Source organism: Pararhizobium sp. O133 (assembly GCF_051669845.1).
Classification (GTDB): Bacteria; Pseudomonadota; Alphaproteobacteria; order Rhizobiales; family Rhizobiaceae; genus Pararhizobium.
In genome coordinates, this window is the sequence record NZ_CP196426.1 from 3,351,373 (window position 1) to 3,368,142 (window position 16,770).

Annotated in this window: 18 protein-coding genes and 1 tRNA gene; 2 read left to right on the forward strand and 17 right to left on the reverse strand. The window is 53.2% G+C overall.

The features are described from left to right. The first annotated feature begins 13 nt into the window (after positions 1–13). The gene (locus tag ACST81_RS16075) at positions 14–1,180 is read left to right on the forward strand and encodes a glycosyltransferase (protein WP_438749161.1); all 1,167 of its coding nucleotides are present in this window, start codon (positions 14–16) and stop codon (positions 1,178–1,180) included. Positions 1,181–1,241: 61 nt separating this feature from the next. Here ACST81_RS16075 and ACST81_RS16080 read toward each other — a convergent pair whose 3' ends face one another. Continuing rightward, a complete protein-coding gene (locus ACST81_RS16080; RefSeq protein WP_438749162.1) occupies positions 1,242–1,934 on the reverse strand; it encodes a hypothetical protein in 693 nt (230 codons plus the stop codon). A gap of 194 nt (positions 1,935–2,128) precedes the next feature. On the opposite strand from ACST81_RS16080, the gene ACST81_RS16085 reads away from it, so the two are divergent. After that, positions 2,129–2,205 (forward strand) — tRNA-Pro (locus tag ACST81_RS16085). A gap of 303 nt (positions 2,206–2,508) precedes the next feature. On the opposite strand, the gene ACST81_RS16090 is transcribed toward ACST81_RS16085, so the two are convergent. The 16 genes from ACST81_RS16090 to ACST81_RS16165 all read right to left on the reverse strand — a co-directional run bounded on the left by ACST81_RS16090 (position 2,509) and on the right by ACST81_RS16165 (position 16,728). After that, entirely contained in the window at positions 2,509–3,723 is a 1,215-nt protein-coding gene (locus ACST81_RS16090; protein WP_438749163.1) for an HNH endonuclease, read from the reverse strand. A gap of 95 nt (positions 3,724–3,818) precedes the next feature. Next, a complete protein-coding gene (locus ACST81_RS16095) occupies positions 3,819–4,184 on the reverse strand; it encodes a hypothetical protein (protein ID WP_438749164.1) in 366 nt (121 codons plus the stop codon). Between the two features lie 235 nt (positions 4,185–4,419). Further along, entirely contained in the window at positions 4,420–4,842 is a 423-nt protein-coding gene (locus ACST81_RS16100) for a hypothetical protein (protein WP_438749165.1), read from the reverse strand. 666 nt (positions 4,843–5,508) lie between these two features. Beyond that, positions 5,509–6,888: a hypothetical protein gene (locus ACST81_RS16105; protein WP_438749166.1), complete on the reverse strand. Its 1,380-nt coding sequence runs from the start codon at positions 6,886–6,888 to the stop codon at positions 5,509–5,511. Positions 6,889–6,896: 8 nt separating this feature from the next. Continuing rightward, a complete protein-coding gene (locus tag ACST81_RS16110; RefSeq protein ID WP_438749167.1) occupies positions 6,897–8,099 on the reverse strand; it encodes a S1 family peptidase in 1,203 nt (400 codons plus the stop codon). Beyond that, the gene (locus ACST81_RS16115; RefSeq protein WP_438749168.1) at positions 8,099–8,899 is read right to left on the reverse strand and encodes a matrixin family metalloprotease; all 801 of its coding nucleotides are present in this window, start codon (positions 8,897–8,899) and stop codon (positions 8,099–8,101) included. Before ACST81_RS16115 ends, ACST81_RS16110 begins: the two co-directional genes overlap by 1 nt. Before the next feature lie 103 nt (positions 8,900–9,002). Further along, positions 9,003–10,196: a M23 family metallopeptidase gene (locus ACST81_RS16120; protein WP_438749169.1), complete on the reverse strand. Its 1,194-nt coding sequence runs from the start codon at positions 10,194–10,196 to the stop codon at positions 9,003–9,005. A 692-nt stretch (positions 10,197–10,888) separates the two neighbouring features. Further along, positions 10,889–11,233 carry a hypothetical protein gene (locus ACST81_RS16125; protein ID WP_438749170.1) on the reverse strand — a complete coding sequence of 115 codons (345 nt, stop codon included), beginning with the start codon at positions 11,231–11,233 and terminating at the stop codon, positions 10,889–10,891. A gap of 93 nt (positions 11,234–11,326) precedes the next feature. Then, positions 11,327–11,905 (reverse strand): hypothetical protein, encoded by a 579-nt coding sequence (locus tag ACST81_RS16130; protein ID WP_438749171.1) that lies wholly within the window; start codon positions 11,903–11,905, stop codon positions 11,327–11,329. Positions 11,906–12,128: 223 nt separating this feature from the next. After that, entirely contained in the window at positions 12,129–12,386 is a 258-nt protein-coding gene (locus ACST81_RS16135) for a hypothetical protein (protein ID WP_438749172.1), read from the reverse strand. 205 nt (positions 12,387–12,591) lie between these two features. After that, positions 12,592–13,827: an AAA family ATPase gene (locus tag ACST81_RS16140; RefSeq protein ID WP_438749173.1), complete on the reverse strand. Its 1,236-nt coding sequence runs from the start codon at positions 13,825–13,827 to the stop codon at positions 12,592–12,594. 3 nt (positions 13,828–13,830) lie between these two features. After that, positions 13,831–14,049, reverse strand: a complete 219-nt coding sequence (locus ACST81_RS16145; protein WP_438749174.1) for a helix-turn-helix transcriptional regulator — start codon at positions 14,047–14,049, stop codon at positions 13,831–13,833. Positions 14,050–14,088: 39 nt separating this feature from the next. Further along, positions 14,089–14,598 (reverse strand): hypothetical protein, encoded by a 510-nt coding sequence (locus ACST81_RS16150; RefSeq protein WP_438749175.1) that lies wholly within the window; start codon positions 14,596–14,598, stop codon positions 14,089–14,091. After that, positions 14,598–15,842, reverse strand: a complete 1,245-nt coding sequence (locus tag ACST81_RS16155) for a tyrosine-type recombinase/integrase (protein WP_438749176.1) — start codon at positions 15,840–15,842, stop codon at positions 14,598–14,600. The genes ACST81_RS16150 and ACST81_RS16155 overlap by 1 nt, the downstream gene beginning before the upstream one ends. Positions 15,843–16,106: 264 nt before the next feature. Continuing rightward, positions 16,107–16,373, reverse strand: coding sequence for a hypothetical protein (locus ACST81_RS16160; protein WP_438749177.1), 267 nt, complete (start codon positions 16,371–16,373; stop codon positions 16,107–16,109). 4 nt (positions 16,374–16,377) lie between these two features. After that, positions 16,378–16,728 (reverse strand): hypothetical protein, encoded by a 351-nt coding sequence (locus ACST81_RS16165; RefSeq protein WP_438749178.1) that lies wholly within the window; start codon positions 16,726–16,728, stop codon positions 16,378–16,380. Positions 16,729–16,770: the final 42 nt, after the last annotated feature.

Sequence of the window (16,770 nt, forward strand, 5' to 3'; positions counted from 1 at the left end):
CGGATTTGACAGCATGAACATCGACCCTTCCATCCGTGGTATTCACCGTGGCCTGCGCATCCTTCAGGTGCTCGAGCCAAGCGGTGGCGGCTCCGGACGCCATTTTCTCGATCTCTGCTGCGGATTGAAGCAGAGGGGTCATCATGTCGAGGCGGTCTATTCACCAGTGAGAGCCGAAGACAGCTTCGTGCGTGAACTGAAATCGCTGGATCTGCCCGCGGTCCATTCGGTCGCCATGAAGCGCGCCCCCGGCCCTTCCGATATCGCCGCCTTCCGGGCACTACGCAGGATCATCAAGAGCGGTGAACCCTTCGATATCGTCCACGGGCACAGTTCCAAGGCAGGAGCTCTCGCCCGCCCTCACCTGCCCGGCCGCCATGCACAGCGCGTCTATACACCACACGCCTTCCGCACCATGGACCCGACGCTCGGCAAGGGCGGCCGGTTCGTCTATGGCCTGATCGAGGTGATCCTTGCCCGCCTGTTCACCGATCACCTGATCTGCGTGTCCGAGGATGAGCATATCCATGCGCTGTCGCTCGGCATGCCGGAGAACAAGCTCTCGGTTATCGTCAATGGCGTGACGCCGCCGCCGCTCGACATGGCGAGCACCGTACGCGCGAGCTTCGGAATTTCGTCGGATACCTTCGTCTTCGGCTTCGTCGGCCGCCTGTCGCACCAGAAGGCACCCGAACGCCTGATCGAAGCCTTCCGCAATGCCGCATCCCGCCTGCCCGACGCGCAGATGATCATGATCGGCTCGGGTGAACTGGAGCCGGAGGTCCGCGATGCGATTGCTGCAAGCGGCCTGCAGAACCGCATTCGCCTCACGTCGGCCTTCACCGGATCGCAGGCCGTCCCGGCCTTCGATCTCTTAGTCATGCCCAGTCGCTACGAAGCCATGTCCTACGTCATGCTGGAGGCGGCGGCCGCCGGAAAGCCGATGATCTCGACCGATGTCGGCGGCGCATCGACCGTGATCGGCCATGACAGCAACGGCCTCATCGTCGCCAATGACGGAGATACGGCCAGGCTCGCAAACGCCATGGTCGAAAGCGCCGATCCGGAGAGGTACCGCGCCCTGCGCATTGCGGCCGAGGAAAAGATGTCGAGCTTCTCGGTGGAGGCGATGATCGACAAGACCGAAGCCGTCTATTATCGGCTGGCAAAGAAGAGCTGACGGCCTTCGCTATATCGTGGCGATAGCCGGCAGTTCGTCCATCGATGCATTCCGATACCGTTCAGCCCTGCTGCGAGCACCAGCCTTGCTTGCCATCCGCCTTCGACAAGGCCAGTCCTTCCGACACCAGGACTGCGCCGACCGACTGTCCGTTGGCGGCCATAACGCGAACCCCAGCCCCATCACCGGCCGCGAGATGAACGTCGCTGGCATTGAGGATTTCCCAGAGGCGACGCTTGGCCAGCGAGCCGAGCTTGCGCTCGTTGTCGCATTTGGCCTGCTTGATGCGTGGCGCGCGAATATCGGCGATCTCCACCTTCCGCCTGCCATACCAGAACGAGCCGCCATCGACGACGCAGTTTTCGAAGGTTTCGGTGCAGAAAACGAAGCTTCCCGGCTTGCGGGGCGTTTGAACCAACGCCGCCTGCTCGACAGGCCGGGTGTCTGGAGTCGGCAATGCAAGCGCCGGCACTGGATGATCGACGCGCGCTTCAATCACCTTCCGAGCCGGCTTTTCAGCCTTTCGTTCAGCGCGATGTTCGACTGTTTTCTCGCGCTTTTCCGTAGGCCTGTTCGTTGCGATCGATGCCGTGTAGAAAGGCTTTGCCATCGGCAATATCTCGGCGCGGTGATCATAGGCGACGACCGCGCTTACCGATAGAATACCGGCCAGATACCAGGGCCACATGCCGCCCTTGGTCTGCTTGCTGCTTGCGCGCCGCTTCCGGGGTTTCCTCGCTGCTGTCTTCGCCATCGTCTTCGTCCTCGATTTGCAAGCGCATTATCGGGCCAAGGAATTGCCGAAAACTTTAAACATCCGGAAAATCTGCTTTGTGGATCGGCTTGTGGCGTCAAACGCGGCCAGCCGGATTTTTCAACGGAATTATCGCCTTTTCTGAAAACAGGGCTTGCGTGCCAAGTCCTGTTTATATACGGCTTTCCACGGTTCGGAGTGTAGCGCAGCCCGGTAGCGCACTTGACTGGGGGTCAAGGGGTCGTGGGTTCGAATCCCGCCACTCCGACCATTTAATTCAATCACTTAGCCCCAGATAAAGTGATTGGCTATAAAATTTGTAGCCATTATGTAGCCAGCGGTGGGCGTGTCCCACTTGCATGAGTGCAGGTTGGAAGGCCCGCCATCCTCGTTCCAAAGCCGGGCTGCGTCAGTTGGCGGCCCCTCTGGATTTTGCAATCGAGTGGCCGAGAGAGTAGTCACGAAGTGCGCCACCGACCCGATCCATGAAGGAGACGTCTGTCGCGAGTTGCCCGATCTTGTTGAAGTTCTCGCTTCTTTCGCGCCGAAAGCAGTCGTTCTTAGGAACGCACGATTATGGCCGTCCCTGACCGACCCAATCCCGCAATTCTGCGGTAGAATATGGGGTCATTCGCCCCTTTCGGTGCGCCCGTCGATGGCATGTCGGGCACAATACGGCCAAATGTTCAGGGAAAGTGTGCCGTTTACCCGCCGCAAGCGGAGTGAGGTGATGGGTGTCGAACATCGCCGCGTCGCTGTGGAAGAAGTCACAGGCCTCGCATTTGAAGATACCGTTTTTGACGAAATTTAGCCTCTTCGCCTCGGAGGCCAACTTGCTGTCACGCTCTAAAGCCAGTTGAGTTTTCCAAACCCTTTCTCCCTCCTCCGCACCTTTTGTCGCTGGAATACCTGGAAGCTTGCTGTGGACGAGTGTTGGCGAACCATCGTCGTAAAAGTTTATCGGGAACGGCAGTGCAATAGATTCCACTGGCCACTCACGTAGTGCTTCCCAGAGCTTTTCGATAGGAGCGGCAGGCCGTATGATACCATCCTGCGAACCAGCCAGAATTGTGCGATCTGGAAAACCAAGGTCTTCAATAAGATTTGGCATTCCGACGAAGCGCCAAGCATCATGAAGTGCGATTGATACCGGCCACTGCGAGAGCCGCTGAGCCTCGTTTAGGTCGCTCACCAGAGTTCTCGTTGGGCCATAAACGAGCGCACACCGGGCGAGGTTAATGACGCGCCCCTCGAAGCCGCCTCTAACTTCTTTACCACCCCCAATCGTTATGATAAAAGGCTGCTTTACGGCCCGTCGTGCCGCTCCTGCGGCTACGGAGAAGTAGCTTTTGTCGTTGATGGTCCCCCTAGCACCAAAGCAAAGAACGTGTGAACCCAAAGGACCGAACACCGCCTTTACGCCCATGAGCGCGTCCTGATCACCAACAACACTTTTTAGCAACTCGGGGTGCGGAATTTTAACGGCCTGAAATTCTTCTGCTTCCTTGATCATGCTAGCAAGTCGAGCGTCATTAGCTTGCCCAACATTCTTTGCTGGCTTATAACCCGCAATCCACCGCTTGCCTCGGCTCTGTAGCACGGCAGAAATGTTTTGCATCCTGTACTCAATGGCACTGTCACTTCGGCCTGAAAGCGCTGTCGCTTTCAGTTTCCTCCTGAACTCTGTCTTCGAGTAAGGGATTTGAGATCGCTCCATACGAAGCATTTCGATGTAGCTTGAAACGGCAGCTTGTAGTTCTTCGTCGGCCCACTCCAAATCAACAATCATTGTAGTTTCTCTCGATCGGGCGATAAGATGCCATGCGATTTGCTTTAAGCTGGGCTGAAAAAATGAAACTAAAGCTCAACATTACAGATCGGGCATCACGGTAAAAATAAGCAGGGTAAGCCCAACGCCTCAGCCACATCATTCCTGCCGAGAGAAGTCGGAGCTGCCGATACGTTCACGTTTAGCAAGTCTAGTAGCGCCCCTGCGGGCTCACTTCCTGCAGCCCGTAATTGTTTCGCAAGTTGAAAGGCAAAGTCCTGCCGAAGTCTATCGGCTGGCTCCCTTGCTTTAAGTAGACGCGCGGCTTCAACGGATGCGCCACCTTCAACTAAGTCACTAGAAGCTTGTTCGAGATCAATACCGTCCAGCTTGGAAAAGCGGAGGCGTAGTAAAATCACGCCTGCTCGTACGCCAACCGTATCATCGTCTCTGATTATGAACGCTTCCTCGTTCGGCTCCATGCTCCTACGAGACTGAGTTGTACTATTTAAGGGTGCCCTGACATGTGCTAGCAGCCCCCTCATTCGGGGGTGCGTATCAAAAGCTGTGAGCAGATCTACGAGGCCCATCCGGATTCTTTTTCCTTCAAGGCCATATCTGTGAGCCAGTTCCACCACGCGTTCGTCGCTCCAAATGGTTTCACCCAAAGCAAAAATGGGCGCTCGATTTGCACTAATCGGCCGGAGATGAAGATCTTCAACAAACGTGCCATCCTTTGAGGCCTAGAGCGTTCTTAAACTCCTCAAATAAATCTTCAACTTGCTGCTTACCACCGACTAAAGGAACGGCTGACAACTGAATGTTGGTGCAAAGCAGATAGTACTCCGGTCGCTCCAATTCGTCATTGTCTGCAAATTTTTGCAACTCTCCGCGAAGCTGAGTGCACAACCACGAGGCATCGCGACTGTCGCCAGAAGGCCTCTCTTTACATTTGGCCTGTACTACTGTGTAACCATCCCATCCCTTTGCCCCAAAAGTTGGCAGTTCACCTCGAAAAGTCGCTTCTCGGCCACCGTCGCGCCCAGGCCCAAATATCGTTATTCCAGGACCAAACAGATGAGCAGCAAGTGCTTGGATGAGCTGTTCGAACGACTGAGCAGAAAATTGATCGAATTGCATGAAAGAACCTCAAAAAGTACGACTATACCTAAGGGATACAACTGCCGAGCATTAGAACGAAATGGTTATCAGAGGTTGTGGCGACGTGCGAGGAACTGTTTGCATTTTCAACATTTATCATGGCGGGGCGGCGGCGTCTTGAAAAGTAGCCTCTTCAAGCCGAGTAGCGCATACAACCCGCTATTTCGTCTCAAATGCTGTGTAGGTAGCCGCCATTTTCACAACGTGGGCTGTGACACATCCGTGTAATACGCTTCAGCAGTGGCCTCGAGGATTGATTATAAAGGTCTCGCTGGGTATACACTCACGAAGAGGCGTACGACCTCTTCAAATCGATCCATGACGGTTTTCAACGGGAGCACGGTCAGCCCGGCAAAGCGAACACCGAAAGAGCTGTCGACGAAGCCGACGCCAGCGCCCCGGCCAAGCTTCGAGTGATATGCCGCCGAGGAATTTGTTTGGAAGGACGCAGATCGTTGCAGCGTGATTGGTGTTCGCTGCCCCCTGAGAGATGTTCAAAATAGTCGTGGGAAATGTGGCGATGCCCACGGGTGTCGCATCAAGCATGGCGCCGCCGACGGGGAAGTCAAGCTGAGACTGTTGGTTCAGAAATCCCTGTCGCCTTCGTAAAGCAGTATTCGACAAATACGGTTTGCCGGAAAAAACTTACATCTTTTTGTTTCGCACCAAGGTCTGAAGAGTATCAAGGGTTTTCGCAGTGTCTCGTAGATCAAGTTGAACGTCGTAAATTCTTTCGACTGCGGAAAGGGCCTTATATGTTTTCGCGCCCACTAGTCCATCGATTGCACCGACGTTGAGCCCTACCGAATTGAGAAGTCTCTGAATCTCGCGGATCTTATCGTCACCGAGTTCATTCGAGGATTCCTTCTGAACTTTCAGCGAGTAGTACGAGATGAAATTGGTGTTTTCAGAAAGTATATATGCCGTTTCTCCATCGGGACTAATCTCTATCCGCCGCGGACGGAAGGCCAGTGGAATACTTCTGATCCTCTCTAACGTAAGAAAGGTCGGATTCAACGAGTATTGAATCATCTCGTTCGAATATATGCTTGAGAGCATGATTGTGCTCATGTCGCAGGAATTTGTAACAATCATCGCGGGGCGCACCAAGTTGGTGCCGGGAAGCAATTCTCCCCGTAAAGAGCCGAACTTAAGTGATACGTCAATACTCGCCAATATGTCGAGGCTTCGTGCCAACTCGTTATACACGCTAAATTCCAACGTTTGCTTTCTGGCATTTGCTACCAGAAAACGCGTCTGATCAGCGCCCGCGCATGTCGGATCGACTAAAGCAGCTGAGACGGAGAAAGAGTTCGAGATGAAAAGAGAATCTGAAACATTTGTAATACTGCTAACGGCTAACTCACCCGGAAGTTTGACTGCCTGAAGCAATTCTGTGTCCGCAGAGTTGAGGAATAAAACTCCTTCTTCGGAGCTGAGCCACAAACCGTTCAAGTTAAGATTCGCAAGCGACAGACGTACAGCATTCGTAAGATATGCCCTTGCCGGCTTCGAGACATCCAAACTGACGTAAGCTCCTTCCGAGGTGTCCGTTCGCTGCCCTACTACAAGGAGTTGATGATTGGAGCTTAGAAATAAAGTAGGGTAGGCAAATTGGCGTTGAAAAGGGATCGTATTAATTACGTTCAAATCAAGATCCAAAATCAATGCCATGCTTTTTAGAATACTTGATCCGTTCCTAAACTTTCCTTCACGATCTCCTACTAAAATTATATAATCTTGATCAGGCGACAATAGTATTCTTCTTGGAATAAATTCCAACTCCGTTCTAGACTTTTCTTCCAGGTTCAGGCGATCAAGCTTAATTAATGTTCCCCGATCTTTCATCGCCCCTATTACGAAAACAAAGTCGTCCGACAGCACGAGGTCTGTTGGAATCCTGTCAATTACACGGGTCTGATTTGGGTTGAAAACCAATCCGGCCTCACTTAGGCTGGAAGACAACCACAGGAAAATAAACGCTGCCAAGGCAAGCTTCATATAATTTACCGAAAAAGTCAGCATGGCGCCCCTCAGTTCCACGGATAGTCTGCCGCGATGGACAAGCTAATAGGCTCTCCAACTTTCTCTCCAAAGTAGGGTACCACGATCACCTCTAGACTTTTGAAGAATTCGCTTTTCGACGGCACGTCCGCGGCCCCCTCCATCACGGTCATCAGTTTGCTTTGCACGCCAGCAATCTTGAACCCACCTGATCTTTTTTCGGTATCCAGAAATGTTCTCTCGAAAATCGGAGGATTGTCCCGCAACTTGACTGATATACCCTGCTTTACCTCGATCTGGCCAGCGCGACTTTCTCTGATGTACGGTGTTAATGTGAGAGAAACCCTGTCGATTTGTATGCCTCCCGGTAGCAATTTATCGTACCGTATTTCCAAGCTGCCATCCTTCAGCGTGGAAGCATGCCACGAGAATTTTTTGCCCAGTTCCGCAATCTGTTTCTCAACAGTTGGTAGTCTTTGTCTGGAAATTGATGCAACAGAATTTGACAACTCATTTATTTTTTTCTCCAGCGCATCGAGTTTTAAATATCCTATGAGCGCCTGAGAGTATTCTATAGGGATCATTAACGTTTGCGACGCCAGTGCTGGGGAGCTCCCCTTGATAAGCCCTATGACAGTACCATCGCTAGTATATATAGGGCTCCCACTTTGCCCATTCATCGTTGTGACATTAACAACCCACGCATAGAATATATCTGGGCTATCTTTCTCGATGACTGAAACCGGTAGTTTTGTGTAATTTTTGTCAAAGAATCCAGAGGTGAATAGCGGAATTTCATCCGAATTTGGAATATTAACAGTAGATCCGACATTTAATGCTTTTGGATATTCTGTGCCAAACGGTACCTTCATCTTAAGTACCGCAAGGTCCAAGCCTTCCAACTGCGAAATGAACTGAGCTGGAAAGTCCTTAGCATCTGCCCCGCCGACCTTTGCAGCTATTCGCACGTTTACCGCTTCGACTTTCCTGAGTTCGTCAAAGAGATGAAGGGTTGTAAGAATGTAACCATCGTCAGTAAAAAAGAAGCCCGTTCCCTGAGCTTGTGCTGCATCCGGTACCGAAGCCAACGCTCCCGTTTTTGGGGTCCCTGAAACGGTCAGATGGACCAAGCTCTTGCGAACGCGGTCATGAACATCAGCTTTGGCCTCTGCATGAAAAAACATACAGATTAAGAAAATTAGAAACGCCCTCAGCCGGACTAGACGGTACATTAACGCGCTCCATAAATATATCGAACCGCCAGAATATCAAATTTGCTAAGCTTTCCCTCGTTTGCGTATTTCTCATTGCAATAATTCATGACGGATTCAGCATCCCATGGTGTCAAGCTCACGTCGTCGCCATTATTGCCTTGGCGATCATTGCACTCTCCTGGCGTATCTGGTCGGTTTTGTTCATGCGCAAACCCGAGCGCGTGACCAAATTCGTGAACGGCAATTACGCGGTTGCAATAGTCTTTCTTTGCTCTGCAGGAGGGGCTCCAATTTTCATATGTGAAATTCAGAATCATCCCCTTGGGTTTGCCCGCTAGATATTTTCCCAAGAATTTGACCGATGGACCATTGTTGTGATCGTCAACAATGGTTATCCGGATTCCTCCTGAATTGTCGTTGCACTTGTCCCAGCCTAGGAATTCAAGTGCGGAGTGGGCTTGCCACGTTTCCTCTATTGCTTCGCGCACCGCCCTTCGTTGTTTCGCGTACTGCTCGTCCCACTCTTCCCAACAGACAAAAATTTTGTTGAATGGCCATTTGGCAGTCAGCAAAGGATAGGCTTTGTTGACAATATTCGCTTCCTGCGACCTGGTAAGAGACTGAAAGAACTTTTCGCTATTTCCCCCTATCTCCATACCTCCATTGCCGCTGACTTCGGGTGGAATGGCTATTTTCACCGACGTTTTAGATTGCGCTTCCACTACGGCTTTTGTCGCGATGCTTTCTTGCGCATAGGCAGCGCGTCCTGCAAACACCACAAAAATAAGGGCAATAGGCAACCAAACTGACTTTTTCACATCCAGTCCCTTCGTGAGAAAAATGCCGCAAATAGCGCCGACGCATTGATATATTTGATCTGTGAAAGGTTTTCGGGAGCCAAGCGGTTAAGTCGCGATCAGATTACGTTCCCTGCTGGTACGCGCGGACAAGCGACGTGTAGGGGGGAACATGCCGATATCCCTTGCCGGACACGTTCTGCAACATCTCAAAATGAAGGTGAACGGGGGTCGGAGTGCCACCAAAATCGTTGGATACTAGACCGATTTTCTGCCCTTGCCTTACTGTGTCGCCCTGTTTGACAGCAAGGCGTGACATTTTCATGTGAAGGTAGCGATATTGCGTTCCTGACTTTCCCATCAGAGTAACTGAGTAAATTCCCACATTCGTTATTTTCCCATCTTCAGTCGCGACGGTCCAATACGTTTGATCTTTTGGGTCCGCAGGGCGAATGTCGACCCCTTGATGGCCGCTACCGCTGGGACAAGCAGGCGTAGACCGAGAGCGGGCCTCGCAGAAGTTGTCTCTCCATTTATATTGATAGTTTCTTTTGTCTTTCCAGCTTCCGGCGGGGCCGCGGTTGCCCCCAATATTCCATACCTGCGAATTCAAATAGGCCGGACCTTTTTCCAGTGGGAAGCGGATCCAAGGTGCATAGATAAAGTCGCTTTTCAGACCCGAACCGCTCCCCGCTAATAGTGCGCCAGGAGGTTCAAACGCAAATTTTGTGTCAAAAGGCACCAACGTACCAATAGGCTGAGCTTGCTCCACGATGTCTTTGGGCTTGCCTCTTCCGCCGCCAAAGAACGCAAGGTCTTCGACCAAGCTCAATACATAGCGATCAGTATTACACTTTGGGTTGTCGGCCTTAACACATTCGACCGTGATTTCGTAAGCCGCACCATTTTTACTCAAGGCAGCGGTGATAGAACGCTCGCCGTAGTTAATCGAAGTGATATCGTCTTTCTGTTGTGGAAGAGCCATTTGCGGCGCTGCCTCTATGGCTGCGCGTGTGCCACTTACTGAGATCTTTGCATCGTTGGTTCTTGCGGATGCCGTGTAACTCAACTCATCGCCGACAAACCGCAATGTCTCAAATTTTAAGAAAGAGCCGGGAATCAATATAGGAAGCAGTGTATTTGTGAGACCTTGAAGACGAGTGTCGCCAACAGTAGGTGCCTGGTCTGTAGTTTCTGACGGAAACTGTACTTCACGTAGACCAACCCGCGCCGAACTTTCCTGCGCTATAGCAAAGCCGTTTAGAGTCGGTGCCGAAGACGCCATTATAAAAAAAACAATATATTTCAATTTTCGCATGATCGCCCGCCTCCCAAGTCTCCACGGCATCATAGAGTTTTAAATTTGCCACGAACACTTTATGAGTGCAAGTTTCATTTTCAAGTTCGAATTTCTCGATAATAATGCACATTTGCGATAAGGAAGAAAATCAGGAAGACTTCACTCGTTGCACCCTGGCAGACCATCGTGAAAGACAGCCCCAATCTATGATTGCGGTAGCGCGGTGAGGGGTGGTACCGGCCGGACTACAGCTAGTCCATAGCAGTAAAAATTATCTTTGTTTTGATATGCTCCATCCAGATCACCGGATACCGCAAATGGAAGGTTTTAACCTTACCTCGCTTCCAAAAGCACTAGCAGCGGCAAACACATAAAACCTATATCTCTGATTTTGCAGGAATGCGCGATCTGCAGTCCCGCCGGTCCGTTGCGAGAGAACCAATTTGAAAGCTCAGGCACCGCCCCCCCCCTTTAGCACGGCTGATATGCCCGCTTTGGCCCCTCGCAGCCCCGCACGCTCGCATGGCCCCTTGATGACCGTCATCTTCAAACAACAAAGCGCGCCCCGCAGCCAGCCAGCCACGAGACGCGCCATGTTTAACCCCCCTGCGCGCGGCTCTGCGCTCACCTTAATCCCTCGTTTCCGGAATGGTCGGGAAGCAGCAAGCCGAAGGCGCGTAGAAGAAAATGCCCGGCGTAGGGCACGGCTATCAGCTAGCCTTTTCGCGCATCTTGACGACGGGGGTTTTCTTCCCTTTTGCCCTGTTCCGGGCGTGAGATTCCCGCATCAGCTTTGACAACCGCGCATTCTTTTCACGCTCCCTCTCGGCCTTGATCTTGGCCAGCGTTTCCAGGCGCCTCTCATGTTTGATACGCTCGACTACCTCCATGCGCGCGTCGTGTTCCGCCTGCTTTTTGATGCGCTCCATCTCCGCAGCTACATTCTTCTGCGCCTCCAGTGCGTCAACTCTGACAACTAAGTCCTCCGTATCCCTCTCAACGATGATAGAAATAAGCTTGATAAGGTGTTGGCCGTCTTCTTCCGAAAGCATCATAAGATTTTTCCTTTTCTCTGTTGTGGCTAGCCGCTTCTTTAGGTTGCGCCGCCTTTTCTTTTTGTAGTCTATTCCGTTAGCTCAAGATGCGGTTCACGCTTGCATACACGCCGCTTGACTTGCCTGCTCGCTTTTGAGAGCCTTCTCCATGGCGATAGAGGCCATTGCGCGAAGCTCCTCAATCGACACGTTGCTCGGCCCTACGTTCACACCCCGGTCGCCCGCCGGGGGTTGCGCCCCGTCAACCACCGCCGCATTCGCCGCCGTTCCTCCGAAATTTTTCGCAAGGTAATGCTTCTTTTTCGGGGAAGGCCGGTTCCATGTCTTCCCGTTTTCCTCCAGCTGCTCTCGCAGGACCTCAGCATGTGCCTTTTCCGCAATGACCGGGGCTTTGTAGGGCTGGCCGTATCGCTTGCCGGAAGACATCGGCATACCCTCCAACATGACTTTCCAGAGCTCTAGGCGGTCTTCAGCGGGCATTTCACGCAAGAGTCTGTCAACCTCCCGTTGAGTCTTGAACGCCAGCGCAAGGGCCTCACAATGGCAGCGAATGGCCTTTACGAAGTCGGCGTTACCGCCGGGCTCATTATGCAAGTCAAGTGCAAGGACTTCTGTCACCCTGGCTTCCCGCATGATCTGGAATGCTCGGTCTGTTTTCTTTGGTCTTGCCACGTTTCGGTTCTCCTATTTTGATGTTTGCTAAAATGCTTGATTGGTGAGCGTTTCCGCCCTGTTGTATTCCTTATGCATCACGGCCAATGTTATTTCCGAATGCGAAAGGCCGCCCTCCCTATCGGAGAGGGCAGCCTAGAGATTTTCAGGGATGGGGTGATTAAGTGCGCGGGAATGCCGCGGATGTATCAGTGTTGCTGTGTGAGACAAGCCGCTATAGCGGCTAGCGTCCTGTCCAATCGCCATCCTTAAGAAGGTAGGCGGTATCAGGCTTTCCACCGTCATAAGTGTAGATGGCTGCAACGTTCGGGTCGATTGATTTGTACAGATTTATTGCACCGCTCATGTCAGCAGCACCATTGAGATACAGATAGCCGGTCTTTGTTACAGCGTTGTACCTGACCATATGAAGGCCAGCCTTGACCCCAGAATGATATGGCGCCTCGAGAGCTTCGGCCGTATTGTACGGTTCACTAGTCATAATTCATATTCTCCTTATAGTTGCATTTGTGGATATCGAGCAGCTGCGGATGCATCAAGCATCTGCAAGCATGCGCAGACATGCGTGGGGGTTATAGGGGGAAGTGTGACAGCATAGTTGCTAGGTCATTTCGGGGTAGTCGCATGGTACCTTGTCAGGGTTCATGCAACTATGCTCCAGCATAGCTTGCAGATGCTTGCACGTCTCATTTTGCAGTATTGGCCGTGTCGGTAATCCCCATAACGGGACGCGCGACCGTGCCATGATTGATTTCAGTTATCCGGCCAGCGCGCCGTAGGCTTTCCATTGCCTTTTCAAGCTGGCGGACATTCAAGCCATCGGTCTCAGGCATTTTTGCGAATACCTTCGGCGCATAATACTGCGGTGAAGTTCTGGCGAACGTCACCCTTCCCATGGCAATATCAGTTGCATTCAGGCAGTCCAAGAACACCCGTTCGGCCCTTGCCTCCATTGCCATTGATGAGCGGGCGTTTTCGTTGAGGACGAATGCGCCTCTCTCCCACCGTAGTTTGATCTCGCCGCCGATCTTACCGTAGTTTGCCTTCATTGTTCGCAGAATACGCACGTCGGGGTCGTCATCGTCTTTTGGATCAGGCCGGGTTAGGTACAGCCTAGACCGGGCAGAATTGCTCCATCCGGTTGAACCCGAAGTGCCTGTCCCCGACATCATGCCAGCGACAGACGGGTGAGCCAGCAGGATGACAGCGCACCGGCCACGGATAGCCAGTCCGCGCAACATGCCGACGAACTGCCGAACCTGCCCGCGATCCACCTCGTTGCCGCCGAAAAGGTCTGCCGCCGTGTCGAGGATGATGCACCGTGGGCGCATGACGTTAACAAACGCTTCAACGCGGCGGAAAACCTCAGTCGGCACCATGCGCTTGCTTGCGTCCTGCACGGCCATCACTGCGTCTTCACCGGCCATGACCATAAGACGGAAGTCGTGAAGCTCGGTGAGGTACAAGTCCAGAGACCGGCAGATATCCACCTGACGACGCTTGAATTCATCCTCTTCGTCTTCGGCACCAAGATAGAACACACTGCCGCGTTCTGGCGATAAACCAATCGTGTTCACATCCGCAGCCCCAGCTATCCCCAGTTGAAGCGCCAGCAGCGATTTGCCTACGCCGCCGTCACCGTAAAGAAGCGTGACCTGACCAATCGGGACTAGGCCATCTACCCACCATTCGCGCTCTGGCACGCTTTCATCGGCATAATCAGCTGGGCAGACAATGCCGTATTCCTCCGCCAGATCGTCTAGTGTCTTGCCATCGGTCGAAAGCGCCGGGGCTGGCTCTGTTGCGACGTAGCGTCGCGCTTCCCGCCCATCCTCGCTGTACTGGGGACCATGCTCGTAAAAATGGTGCTCTGCCTCTGCCTCCATTTCTGCAAATTCTTCTGGTGAATATAGATCGGACATGGATCATGCCGCGAGCGCTGGGCGGGCAGTCACGCGCTTAGACGAAATCCACGCGTCCAAATCTGCGGCCGAATAGATGACGCTGGAGCCAAGCTTGGCGTAAATAGGGCCGCCACCGTAGCATCGTAGTTTGTCCAGAAGGGACTTCGAAACGCCAAGGTAGGCGGCAGCTTGTGGTGTTCTAAAATTTTTCATTTTCGGTCTCCATGTGTTGGTTTGCATGGAGGAAGATGCGTCTTCAGTTTTCCCGAGAATAGGAGGTCATTGTTGGGACAGTTTGTCGGCGGCGGCCTGTATCGCTCTGAAGGCCTTCCATTGGTAACCTCTTCGACGCAGGAAGTCAGGTGGTTGAGACGCCCGAGTTAGGGCGTTTTGAGCCGTCTTGACGGCAATTTTGCCCCCAGATTCCTTGTTGATCGTCCGCGCCGCCTCCGCTGGGGATTTCCCTTGGCGAATCTCATCCTTCATCCGAGACCGCAAAATAAAGTTGTCCAAGCCGACTGGCCGACCGCCGAGTCCACTCGGCCCAGTTCTATCGACAGGAGTTTCAATTTTGAATGCTGGTACGTATTCCAGTGCCAATTCTAAGGCCAACTGCCGCCAGCCCTTGGGCGTCGGCTCTAGCCCGTTGTGATCTTGCAAGAGAGCGCTTAAACGCTCTGCCATCTCGGCCGCCAGTTCATCCTCGGTCGTATCTTGGGTGACTGCAATCGGCGGGCGGCCTAAGGGTTCTCTCCATGCATTGGAATCTTGTTCTTTCTCAACAGTCATTATTTACATCCTATCGCGGCGGAAATCTGCCCAGCGATGGCGTCCGCAGCTCGGCGCGACGAATCCACATCGACATGGGCATAGCGTTGAGTTGTTTTTGCGTCCGCGTGACCTAGCAGCTTGCCGATGACGGGCAGCCCCAATCCCGACCATGCGCCGACGCTGGCAAAACTGTGCCGTAAGTCATGAATCCGCAAGCCTTCTAAACTTGCGCGCTTCGTGATTTGCGCCCACGGGCGTTTCAGATCAGCACGCGGCTTCTCGTCATTGAACCCGGCACGTTCGCCCGCAATGACATAGATGCCGACAGGGGGCAGATCTTTCAGAATTTCGACTGCAGGCGCTGACAGGACAACTGTTTTGCGACCAGTTTTCGAGTCCGGGAGAAACAGCAATCCGCGCTCTAGGTCGGTTTCAGTCCAACGCAGGTTTAAGACTTCCCGCAGGCGCATACCGGTCAACATCAGAAGCCGGATAGCGCCGGTCACGCTAGGGTGCATTTTGATCCGCTGGCCTTTAGGCGCGTGCTTCGATTCCCCGGCATTGACTTCAAAGCCAGTGGTCTCCGCTTCGATCATGGCCTCGCCGAGCCGCTGCATCTCGTCTGTAGAAAGAAAGCGCTGTCGGCTTTCCTCCTTATTCAGATCGACGCCACGGACTGGGTTCATGCCTTCTGGCACGTAGCCATTCTTTGAGCCCCAACCGTAAGCCGCGCTCAGCAGCTTCATCGCCCGGTTTGCCGAAATCTTGGCTTCTTTGCTCATCTGCGCGTGGGCGCGCTGCACGTCGATTCTGGTCAACGTCACTGCCTTGTTAGAGCCGATGCGAGGCTCAATGTGCTTCTTATTAATCGTACGATAGAACTCGGCCGACGACGCCTTTTTGTTCACCGCCACGAATTCCTCAATGTAGGTGGATATGAGCATTCGTACGTTAACGCTCGCGCGTTGGTCGCTGCGATCCTTGGCAAGGTCCTTACCAAGGCCAGCATGAGCAATTGCTTTGCGGGCAGCCTCACGCGCTTCGCTTGGCTTCAGTGTGCCAACGCGGCCTAGCTTCATGCGCTTTTTCACACCGCCAGCGACAGGCCGGAACTCAGCGAACCACGTCCCAGTGCCCGTCGTCGTGCGGTAAAGGCCAAAACCGGCAAGGTCCTCATCGAAGTAAAATTTTGTCTTATTGGGAAGCCCTGACTTCACAATCTCCTCGACGGCAGCAGCGGTAAGCTTCACGGTCTCCTCCATTTTTATAGCCAGCATGTAGCCAGGCTTTAAGAAGGATCGAGTATTAAGTCAAGCGGGCACCAGTTGCACATCCTTTCATTCTCAGGCCTTCCGTCAGCATAATGCAACGCTGTGAACGGCTATAAAACCCAGACATTAAGACTGGGGGTCAAGGGGTCGTGGGTTCGAATCCCGCCACTCCGACCATTTTCCTTTGAAGCCCTGCTCATCGTTTGACGACAAAAGTCCAGCCTCGCAATCTGCGAGGCGGCTTTGCCATGTCGATCAATGCACCGAGACGTCCGCCTCCGGCTCTTCCAGGAACGAGCGAATACCATCGCGCTCGACGGTGGCGAGGAATTCCTCGAAGGCTTCCTTGTCGGTTGGGAACGGCTCTTCCCAGACGGTCAGCCCCTCTTCCTGATCGATCACTTCCAGCATCCAGCCATCGGTGCTGCCCGCCTTGCGGAAGATGTCGACCAGCACGGTGACGCCGTCATCGGTGAATTCTCCGGCGAAATCGGAATGTTCGAGCTTTGATTTTTTCATCATGTCATCAGGCCTGTCTTGTGTGAGTGGCAGTCTGGGTCAGCCGGCCGCGCGAGCGTTCGCGTGTTGCGCTTGCCTCGAGGCGTTTGGCCGCTTCCTTGATTTCGAGCGGCGTGAAGAGCGTGCGGTATTCCGCCTTGATCATTGCGGCTTCCATCGACAGGTCGATCTTGCGCGCATCGACCAGACGTTCCAAGCCGGTCGTGCCGGGCTTGAAGACCAGTTCTCTGGCGGCTTCAACGCCGCCCTTCAGGATCACCTGACGGCGAAACAGGACGGGACGGAAGCCGATGGCGGCACAATGGTCGTAGAGCGCCAGCATCTCGTCGTGGAATTTCGCCGCAAGGGATTTGTTCATCTCGACCTTTTCTTCGTTCGCGCAGCGGACATATGGCGACGC